A 9,112-nucleotide genomic window follows, 5' to 3' on the forward strand; every position below is an offset into this window, starting at 1 on the left:
GGGGTGGGACGGGGTGGGGTGGTGCTGGTTGTTACTGTACGAAACCATTTCATGATCACTGACATGACTAGACCAATAATTGGCACGCTCATGCAACTCGGGAGATCGTGGTGCACCTGGGCATGCCGCTGCCATAGCCGGCTGAAATCCCGTGGCGGTGTAACAGTGGGTCCGGCATCATCCCCATGTGATTGTGATGCAACCCGTTCTGGAGATCTCCGTCGCCGACGACTTCGCGCTCTGGCCGGTTGGGGAACACGAGTCATATGGCTACCTCGTGCTGAACGGGGAGCTCGCCCCAGCGGAAGTCGGCACCGCGGTTATGCAGATCGCTGACTGCAACGACTTCGAGTCGGAGGAGGAGCACGGGCCGTGCCCGACCGACCCGCTCGGCACATTCCTGCACGGGCTCCTCACCATGCCTGACCTGTTCGCTGCCGGAGGATTCCGGGTAAGCGACAACACCACCCACAAGGTCTACGTCGAGCCGGGCTGCTGCAACGGCCTTGAGACCTGGCGGGACTGGCTGGAGGTTCTCGACGGCACCGGCTACTCCTACTTCGGCCACGATCCGTCGTCCATGGCTGAACGCGTTGGCGACATTGTCCGGCTGACGTTCGACGCTTACGAAACGGACGACAGCCCGGTGACCGAACTGCCGGTAGACCAGGCACGCAGGCTCATCGCGGGCGCCCAGCAGGATTTGCAGGACTTCCTCCGCCTTGCCGGAATCTGGGCTGAACAACACCTGCCAGCACACGACGCCGCCGTCACTGCCGCCCTGGCGCGGGCACTGGACCTGCCCCCCACACAATGACCAGCTTCCTTACCCACCGAGCGCACGTGCACGACACCCGCCTCCTCCTCCACCGCCGACACAGCGCACTGCGCACTGCGCACCTGCATCACCCTCTTCGCCCCGTACGGCTTCCGGGCGACCTACCACCACCTCACGCTCAGCGCCGCGATCCCCCGGCGACTGGAGACAGACCCAGACGCGCTGGTGCGGGCGGTGGAGGAACTCCATGAGGCGCGGGTGCTGTGGCTCACACGAGCGGAGGAGTACGCCGCACACCGCCGGGCAGAGAAGCGGGCGGGGCGACGCGCTGTAGCGAATCCGCGACCGTGGTGGCTACGAAGCTGGTGGGAGAGCCCGAACCGCGCCTGGTACGAAGACCCGTTTCGCCATCCATCACTGCGACTGCCTGAGTACGTCCAGCGACAGAACACGATTCTCGACGGCGCCGACCTCCCCGGCTGCCCCGCCTGCGGCGACGAGAGACCACTGATGTCGAACTCGACCGGACACGGCTGGGTGGAGCTGTGCCGTGGCTGCACGTGGGTACTGACGCCATGTCCGTGCGGGCAGCAGCACCGGTTCGTCCCGGAGACGCCGTTCAACTGGAAAGGGATCTGGCAGCGGGCACACATGAGCGATGACGGCACGCCGAACCCACATTGGCCTACGGGCTAGAGGGAAGGTTGGGCCGGCTGCCAGCGAGGCGGTTCACCGTGACACCCAAGGTCCGCCAGCTGCGTCGTCCCCTGCCGGACGGCGGTCGCGGGCGCGGCCTCGGCGGCCCGCGCCTTCTTCACCCACCCCCGCAGGCTCTCCGAGCTGATGCCCAACTCGCAGACCATGACAGCCATTTCCTTATCGCATGACAGCGGTGAAACATTGCTAACGGCATCTGAAATAGCAGGTCAACACGCTTTCAGCGAAGCTCGGGCCCGCTGACACCCAACCCGCTGACACCACACCGCACAATCACACGCGGCGGGGTGTGGGAGGGCTGCGGTGGGGGGTCTTGCTGCTGATCGCCACCACCTCGGTTCTACCGCTGGTAGAATCTGGCTATGAGTAAGCCGACCAGCGTCAAGACCACCGAGGAAGTCCGCGACCGGCTGCGTGTCCTCGCGCAGGAACGCGGCACGACCATAACGGAGTTGCTGGAGGAGCTCGCCGCCAGTCAGCTCACCGAGGCCGAGCAGGAGCAGCGCGCCGCCGAGGCCGCCAGGGAACTCGGTATCGAGTACACCGCGCAGGTCCGCAGCGCTGGCCAGGCAGCCTGGGAGACGATCCGCGCTCATCGAGGCAGTGCTGCCGCGTGAGCCTGACGGTCGTCCTGGACCACACCGCGTTGACCGCGCTGTACCGGGCGGATGAATTCTTCACCGGCGTCTACATCGAGGCTTCGCGCGGCACCGGGCGCGTCCTGATCCCATCGTTGTCGATCCTCGCCGCCGAGCGCGAGCTCACCGGTTGCGGAACGCACGCTGCGGCACTGCGCTTCGCCGAGCAGGTGCCGTTCACGTCGGTGCACGCGCTCGACACGATGGGGTGGCCAGATATCCAGTGGCCGGTGGCCCATCCGGCGTCGATCGCCTGGCAAGCCGCCCAGAGCGGTGAGCCCGTAACCGTGCTGTCGTGCGCCCCACAACTGTACGCAGGTACCGGCATCGCACCACTCGACCCCACCTGATGCAGAACGCCACTCCACCGGACGCGCCGCTCCTATGGAACACGTGGGCGTCCTCCACCTCGCCGGCGACGAAGCGCACGCCCGTCACGTGTTGCAGGCCATCGCGGTGGAGCTGGCCAGCACCCCGCTGTGCGCCCACCTCGAAGTCACCACCCTGGACGCCACCACTACGGGCCTGGAGGCAGCCGTCCCCGAACGCGTCGTACGCGCGGCCCACCTCGGTGAAGCCGCCACCGACCTCCAAGCCCACATCGACGACCAACACCGCGCCCTGACCGCACTCGGCGCCGACAGCGTACGGGCCGCCCGCCTGGGGCAGGACGCCGGCGATTCCTGGACCCCGCATATCCTCCTCGCCCAGGACCTACCGGAAAGCAACGCTCGCGCCGAACTGTTCACCGCCATCGGCCACTAACCCCGCGCAGCCGGCTACCCGAGCAGTAGCCCTCCGGCGCCCCGGGGCCGGCCTTCGAATGTCATCGCTCTCCGGCCGCCACGAATCACCCGCAGCAGCAACCGAGCAGCAGACACAGCAGCGCCCCGGACCCGATCGGATCCGGGACTGCTGTGGGGTTCAGGCTTCGACGTACCCCACGATCGTGATCGTCCTCAGGGCGGTGACGTAGTAGATCACCCGGACTCCGTCGACCTCGTCCGCATAATCGCGCAGCAGGGTGCCGGGCACCTCGGTGCCCAGTTCCGGGTTGACGCTGATGGCGACGATCACGCGGTCCAAGCGGTGCGTCTCGGACGCGGTGAGCTTGGCGAGCTGGGTGAGCGCGGGCTCCACCATGACGACCTGGAAGCGGCGCGCACCTCAGGCGACACGGGGCTGCTCGTCGGCGAGGCGGGCGAGGTGGGCGTCGCAGGCGGTCTCCCACGGCACGCCGGACTCGGGCGCGGGGTAGCCGTTGGCAGCGATGTCCTCCAGGACCGAGGCCAGGACGTCGACCCGGGCCCGCTGGTCGGCCGCGTACGCACGGACCGATTCGGCGGCGTGCTCATCGAGGGGCTGGCGGGCAGGCGCGGGGGCCAGCTGCTGGCTCATCCAGGGCTCCTGGGCGGTTGCTGGCGTGTCTGTTCACGGTAGCGCCGGGGCGGGGGGGCTCCGGGACGGTAGGACGAAACCCGGCGGTTGGGCGGCGGGGAGGACCCTGGAGGCTGCGCACCAAGGACGTCCGGAGGGCGAGACCTACCGCTGCGAGGTGTCGTTCGCGCTGCCGTATCGGCCAGTGCCGGCCGGAGACGATGGCGACTCCTGGTGGCCGCTGAGCTGGCTGCGCGGCACGTATTTCCCGCTGTCCGTGGTCGACGTGGACACCACCGCCCGGACCGCGCACAGCCTGGTGATGAGGGCGAGCACCCGGATCACGGTGGAGCTCACCGAGGAGCAGGCGCGGGAGGTCGGCCTCCCGCTCGGGAGCGGCCACCAGGTCTGCGGGATGCTCCTGGACGCCGAGGGCGAGCCCGTCGAACTGCTCCGGATCGACACCCTGACCGTGCCGCTGCGCTGGCTGCACCCGGTGGACATGCCCGTCTCCACCAGCCACCACGATGCCTCGATCCGGCAGATCCCCTGACCCGGCCCCGCACGGAGCCTGATCACCCGCCGGAAGGTTGTCACGCTGCCACGCCTGTCACGCGAAAACGGCCCGGAGAAGGGGTTCCGGGCCAATTCCACGCCTTAATGTCCGAATTGATCGGCTTTCCGGGCAGTGCTGCCACCCGGCCTTCCAGCGACGTGACAGGCAGCGCGACAGGGGGCATGACAAGCACTTGTCACCCTAAGTGAGTGTCTGTTCATACCGAAGTTAGTCGCAGTCTCATCCAATCCAGTCGACGCGAGTCGGGCCACGACAGCTGGCTCGGTGAGGACCGACAGCGGTCCTCGCGCGCGGCCACCTGAATGCCAATGGCAAGGACGACCCGCTGTGCCTCGACCGGAACAAGACGGCGTGGCCTGCGGAAAGGGGACCTCACGCGCCGCTGAGGATCAGTGCGCCCAGCGTGAGTTGAGCACCCCACTGCAGCAGTACGGCCCCGATCCTGGCGCCCCTCCACCGGGCTCGGGGCCACACCAGTGCCAGAAGACCCGCCGCGAGTGCGCCCCCGAAGCAACCGTAGAGGGCCTCGCCCGGGACCGTCGAGCACTGCTCGCCGTACATCAGGCAGCGACTGCCGCGATAGGTGGAGAGTACAGCGATCCACGCGATGACGACGGTCGGCACGAGCAGGACAAGCCCGGCGACGGACCATCCGGTGACGGCGCGGGCTACGGCGGGCTGCGGGGCGGTGTTCATGCCCTCATCCCAGCACGCCGGCCCACGCCCGGTGATCCGGTCGCATGCTCAACCATCCTGAGCACGCATACTCGATGTGAGTCGGATGGCTGCGGTCCAGCGACTCCTCGCGCTTGAGGCGCGTGGTGAGCTGGCATCGCTCCATGTCCGGCTGGTGGCCGACGCGTTGGGGAAGTCGGAGCGGACCGTGTGGAGGTGGCTGGCCGTAGCCCGGTCGCAAGGGAAGGTTGGGCCGGCTGCCAGCGGGGCCGTTCACCGTGACGCCCGAGGTCCGCCAGCTGCTGGCACTGTGGGGCGGCAACGCCTCCCGGGTCCATGCCGAACTCACCGAGCAAACACGCGGCGATCCTTCACCGCCCTACCCGGGGAGTGTCTCGGTTTTTGTGTATGCCTCTTCTTTGACGTTGTGCTGGTTTAGCTTGGGTGGGTCACTCGGCGGTGTTGAGGTGGAATCCGTCGAGGTCGATGCGGTCGCCGTAGTAGCCGACGAGGACGTTGATCGCGGCTTTCCAGTTGTGGGCGCGGGCGGTGCGCTGGCCGGTGATGAAGGAGCCGAGACGGTAGCCGTAGGCGTCGGTGTAGTCGGCGGGGACGCGCAGGTGGCCGTGCTCGGAGTGGAAGCGGGTGGCAGCGGCGAGGCCTGCGCGGCGGGGCGCGGAGAGTACGGCGTCGGCGGCGGGCCAATGGAGCCGGCCTCATGCCGCGCGGTGGATACGACGAAGTATCGCCGGAACAGCACGGCCACCATGACGTACTGGGCTCCCGTTCCGATGCTCATAGAGAGCCAGACGCCCTCGACCCCCAGGGCGGGCACCGAGCTCAGGGCGTAGGCGAGGGGTAGTTGGACCGTCGCGCCGAGCAGGGTCACCCAGAACAGCGACTGCGTCCGCCCGCCTCCTGTGAAGACTCCTCCGAGCCCCACCACCCCGGCCAGCAGCAGCAGGTATGGCAGGAAGTACCAGAAGAGAACTCCACCTGAGTCCACGACTGCTGCCGAGTCGGTGAAAAGTCCCATCAACAGACGTCCGCCCAGCGCGAGCACGACCCCCGCAGCGGCGGCCACCAGTGTGGCCAGCAGAGCGCTCTGCCGCCCGATCATGGTTTCCGCGGCCGCGCCGGAACCCCGGGTACGGGCCGTGAGAATACTGCCGGCCTGGCGTACGGCGTAGAAGGCCATGGTGACGAAGAGCAGCACCTTGAGACCAATGCCGTAGGCCGCGAGGGGCGCCTCACCGAAGCGCGCGACGATGCCCACCAGCGTCGCGCTGATACCCATCCTAAGCACGAAGTCGCCCGACGCCGGCAGGCCGATGCCCAGCAGCCGCCGCAGGGCGGCGGGCCAGCGGAGGGACGTCGGCTCGGCGTCGCCGGTGTCGGCGAGCCGCTTGCGGTGCAGCAGCGTGAGGCTGACGCCGAGGGCGATCCCGCGGCCCAGGAGCATGCCGAGGGCGGCTCCTTGCACTCCCATGTGGGGCAGGGGCCCGATGCCGTAGATGAGCAGTGGGTCGAGCACGAGGATGAAGACGTTGGCAAGGATCGCCATCCGCATCGGTGTACGGGTGTCTCCGGTGCCCTTGAAGATGCCGTCGACGACGTTCTGGGCGAAGAAGGCCATGATGCCGGGGAAGGAGATGGCGAAGAACTCCACCGTGAGCCGGAGCACCTCGCTCTCGTCACCGACGAGCAGGCGCGCGATGGGCTCACGGAAGAGGAATCCTCCGATCGCGACGATCGGTGTGATGACGAGCCACAGGACTCTCACCGCTCGTATGATCACGGGGATTTCCGCCCGCCGCCCGCCGCCGACGGCGTCGGCGATCAGTACGGTGGCCCCGATGTTGGCCATGAGGATAATGCCGAGGAGGACGTTCTCCAGGGAGGTGGCGATCGCCACCGCGCCGACCGCGGCTTCTCCCAGGCGGGAGACCCAGACCGTATCGATGATCCCGGCGACCACTCCGGAGAGTAGCTCCAGGTAGACCGGTATTCCCAGGCCGAGCAGCGACCATCGTGTCGCGGCGGGGGTGAGGGCGGCCGCTTTCGCGGAGGACGGGCGGGTGTCAGGGGTGGTGGACAACGGCCGCAACCTTTCCGGTGGCACGGTCGGCTTCCATGTGCCGGTGTGCGTCGGCGACTTCGTCCAGGGAGAAGACCCGGTCGATCACGACTCGGCAGTCACCTGCTGCGATCCTGCGGACAATGCCGTCGAGCGCCTCCTGCGCCCAGGCTCCGGTATTGATCTCACTGCTGGAGAACGTCGTCAGCGTCGCGCCGGACGGGATGTCCTCCAGCGGCTCGAAGTCCGGGATGGTCCAGGTGCTGGACAGTATCCCGGAGTTGCAGACTCTTCCGCCCGGGGTCAGCGCCGCCAGCGAGTCGAGCACGGCAGCACCGCCGACAAGATCGAGCACCCGGTCCGCGCCCTGTCTCCATACCGTGCGCACCGCGTCCCGGATGCCGCATCCACTGTCGAGGACCACGTGGTGGGCGCCCTGCTCTTGCAGGGCGTGCGCCTTGCTCAGATCGCGGGTCGTGGCCGCGATCTCGACGTCCGGGTCTGCCGCGAGGGCGAGTGCCGCCATGCCGACGGACGAGGAGGCGGCGCGGACCAGCAGCCGGTGGCCGGGCCGAAGGGACAGCGCTTCGAGCGATCCGTACGCGGTCAGACATGACTCGGACACCGCCGCCAGCGTGGTCCAGGGCAGAGCGGACCGCAGGCGGATGAACTGCTCCGTAGGGAGCAGCGCGTATTCCGCATAACTGCCGTCGAACTGTCGGCCCATTCCGCCCATGGCCGCGGCAACGGCCGTGCCCGCGGGGAGGCCCGGGTCGGACGAGGCTTCGACGACACCCACACATTCAATGCCTGGCACCCGTGGAAACACGACCGTGGGGGCCAGGCCCTGGCGGGTGAACAGCTCGGAGCTGTTGAGCCCGAAGGCCATCACACGTACGAGGGTCCAGCCCTCGCGCCCCCGTGGCACGGGCAGTTCACGCAGGCGTAACTCCTCGGGACCGCCCGGGCGGTCGATCACTATCGCCCGCATGACCTCGGATCCTTCTCCAGCAATCTGTGTCGGCACACCCGGCAGGCTACCTCGATCCGAGTGACTCGAAAAGAGGTAGTCTGGAATCCGACCACTGAAGGAGAGCCGTGTTGACACTTTCGATCCTCGGTTTCCTGGCCGAGCGCCCCATGCACGCCTATGAACTCCGCCGTGTCATCTCGGACCTGATAGGACACAGTCGTCCGGTGAGCGACGGTGCTCTCTACCCCGCGATCAATCGGCTGCGGGCGGCTGGCCATCTGGAGCGGCAGGCCGAGCCGGGCGACGGTGCCCCCACCCGCCAGGTGCTCCGCATCACGGACAGCGGGCGGGCAGAGCTGCTGCGGCGGCTGTCGGAGCCCAAGGCGTCTGAGATCACCGACAGCAGCTCATACTTCACGCTGCTGGCATTCCTGAGCCAGCTTCCCGAGCCGGAGCAGCAGGCCGCGGTACTCCGACGCCGGCTGGACTTCCTCACCCGGCCCGCCAGCTTCTTCAGCCGCTCGGGCGAACCGGCGCGCATCAAGGACGTCGAGGACCGCTACCGCAGGGGCATGCTGATCACGGCCCGGGCGGCCAACCGGGCCGAACGGGCGTGGCTGGAGGAGACACTCCATGAACTGACCACGGAAACGAGTACGCGGACGTGACACCCGGGGCGCCCGCTGCCCAGGTGTCACGCCGCCGTCCCGGCGTCCCGCTACGGCAGGTCCGACGAGGCATCCGTCAACATCACCCGCAGCCGTCTCGGGCGCCTCGTCCGCCAAGGCGTCCTCACCCAGCCCGGACGAGGCCGCTACCAGAAACGGACTTAACGTCCTCTGACAGGACTACTAACCGGCGCGAACTAACCCTCATCATCCGGCTTGCCCTCCCGCGAGGAGCGCCCCACTCACGTGTGCTAACGGCCCGCCTGTAGCGCTCCCCACGTCTCAGAACCGACTTCGCCATCGATGCCCAGGCCGCGGGTGGTCTGGTAGTCGCGTACAGCCTGCTCGGTGTTGGGGCCGAACTCGCCGTCGATACCCACCGTGCGCCCCAGAGCGGCGGTCAGCGCCCGTTGCAGTCGGCTGACATCCGCGCCGACCGAGCCGTACTGCAGCGCAGGCATCGAGCCGTAGGACAGCAGCGCCGTCCAGGTCCGCGGGCCGATGACACCGTTGTTCTCCAAGCCTTTACTGGTCTGGAATCCCACCGTCGCCGCTCAGTGAGGCTTTGCCAACTTGGCTGCTGTGCTGAGGAGTTGGGCTGGCGCATGAGTGAAGCCCCTGGTAGACGGGTT

At 68.0% G+C, this 9,112-nt stretch carries 11 protein-coding genes and 1 pseudogene; 6 read left to right on the top strand and 6 right to left on the bottom strand.

All coding sequences use genetic code 11. The annotated features are described in order from the left end of the window. Positions 1 to 196: 196 nt before the first annotated feature. The 4 genes from ACFQLX_RS25310 to ACFQLX_RS25325 all read left to right on the top strand — a co-directional run bounded on the left by ACFQLX_RS25310 (position 197) and on the right by ACFQLX_RS25325 (position 2,898). A complete protein-coding gene (locus ACFQLX_RS25310) occupies positions 197 to 817 on the top strand; it encodes a hypothetical protein (protein ID WP_386418837.1) in 621 nt (206 codons plus the stop codon). A gap of 1,040 nt (positions 818 to 1,857) precedes the next feature. Beyond that, a complete protein-coding gene (locus tag ACFQLX_RS25315) occupies positions 1,858 to 2,112 on the top strand; it encodes a hypothetical protein (RefSeq protein WP_386418823.1) in 255 nt (84 codons plus the stop codon). Continuing rightward, complete coding sequence (locus ACFQLX_RS25320; protein ID WP_386418825.1) at positions 2,109 to 2,483, top strand: PIN domain-containing protein; 375 nt, start codon at positions 2,109 to 2,111, stop codon at positions 2,481 to 2,483. The genes ACFQLX_RS25315 and ACFQLX_RS25320 overlap by 4 nt, the downstream gene beginning before the upstream one ends. Before the next feature lie 43 nt (positions 2,484 to 2,526). Continuing rightward, a complete protein-coding gene (locus ACFQLX_RS25325) occupies positions 2,527 to 2,898 on the top strand; it encodes a hypothetical protein (protein ID WP_386418827.1) in 372 nt (123 codons plus the stop codon). Between the two features lie 159 nt (positions 2,899 to 3,057). Here ACFQLX_RS25325 and ACFQLX_RS25330 read toward each other — a convergent pair whose 3' ends face one another. Both ACFQLX_RS25330 and ACFQLX_RS25335 read right to left on the bottom strand, forming a co-directional pair. Continuing rightward, positions 3,058 to 3,276: a hypothetical protein gene (locus ACFQLX_RS25330; protein WP_386418828.1), complete on the bottom strand. Its 219-nt coding sequence runs from the start codon at positions 3,274 to 3,276 to the stop codon at positions 3,058 to 3,060. A 24-nt stretch (positions 3,277 to 3,300) separates the two neighbouring features. Next, complete coding sequence (locus ACFQLX_RS25335) at positions 3,301 to 3,531, bottom strand: hypothetical protein (RefSeq protein WP_386418830.1); 231 nt, start codon at positions 3,529 to 3,531, stop codon at positions 3,301 to 3,303. 184 nt (positions 3,532 to 3,715) lie between these two features. Here ACFQLX_RS25335 and ACFQLX_RS25340 point away from each other — a divergent pair, with 184 nt between their 5' ends. After that, the gene (locus ACFQLX_RS25340; protein WP_386418831.1) at positions 3,716 to 4,063 is read left to right on the top strand and encodes a hypothetical protein; all 348 of its coding nucleotides are present in this window, start codon (positions 3,716 to 3,718) and stop codon (positions 4,061 to 4,063) included. Between the two features lie 396 nt (positions 4,064 to 4,459). On the opposite strand, the gene ACFQLX_RS25345 is transcribed toward ACFQLX_RS25340, so the two are convergent. The 3 genes from ACFQLX_RS25345 to ACFQLX_RS25360 form a co-directional block, all read right to left on the bottom strand. Further along, the gene (locus ACFQLX_RS25345) at positions 4,460 to 4,783 is read right to left on the bottom strand and encodes a hypothetical protein (protein WP_386418832.1); all 324 of its coding nucleotides are present in this window, start codon (positions 4,781 to 4,783) and stop codon (positions 4,460 to 4,462) included. A gap of 358 nt (positions 4,784 to 5,141) precedes the next feature. Further along, entirely contained in the window at positions 5,142 to 6,860 is a 1,719-nt protein-coding gene (locus ACFQLX_RS25355; protein ID WP_465270554.1) for an MATE family efflux transporter, read from the bottom strand. Then, complete coding sequence (locus ACFQLX_RS25360) at positions 6,844 to 7,830, bottom strand: zinc-binding dehydrogenase (protein WP_386418834.1); 987 nt, start codon at positions 7,828 to 7,830, stop codon at positions 6,844 to 6,846. The genes ACFQLX_RS25355 and ACFQLX_RS25360 overlap by 17 nt, the downstream gene beginning before the upstream one ends. 107 nt (positions 7,831 to 7,937) lie before the next feature. Between ACFQLX_RS25360 and ACFQLX_RS25365 the strand changes: the two genes are divergently transcribed. Further along, positions 7,938 to 8,480, top strand: a complete 543-nt coding sequence (locus ACFQLX_RS25365) for a PadR family transcriptional regulator (protein ID WP_386418836.1) — start codon at positions 7,938 to 7,940, stop codon at positions 8,478 to 8,480. 251 nt (positions 8,481 to 8,731) lie between these two features. On the opposite strand, the pseudogene ACFQLX_RS25370 reads toward ACFQLX_RS25365, so the two are convergent. After that, a pseudogene (locus ACFQLX_RS25370) lies at positions 8,732 to 9,031 on the bottom strand (peptidoglycan-binding domain-containing protein); the annotation flags it as partial. Positions 9,032 to 9,112: the final 81 nt, after the last annotated feature.

The organism is Streptomyces polyrhachis, from assembly GCF_042663125.1.
In the GTDB taxonomy this organism is placed as follows: Bacteria; Actinomycetota; Actinomycetes; order Streptomycetales; family Streptomycetaceae; genus Streptomyces; species Streptomyces polyrhachii.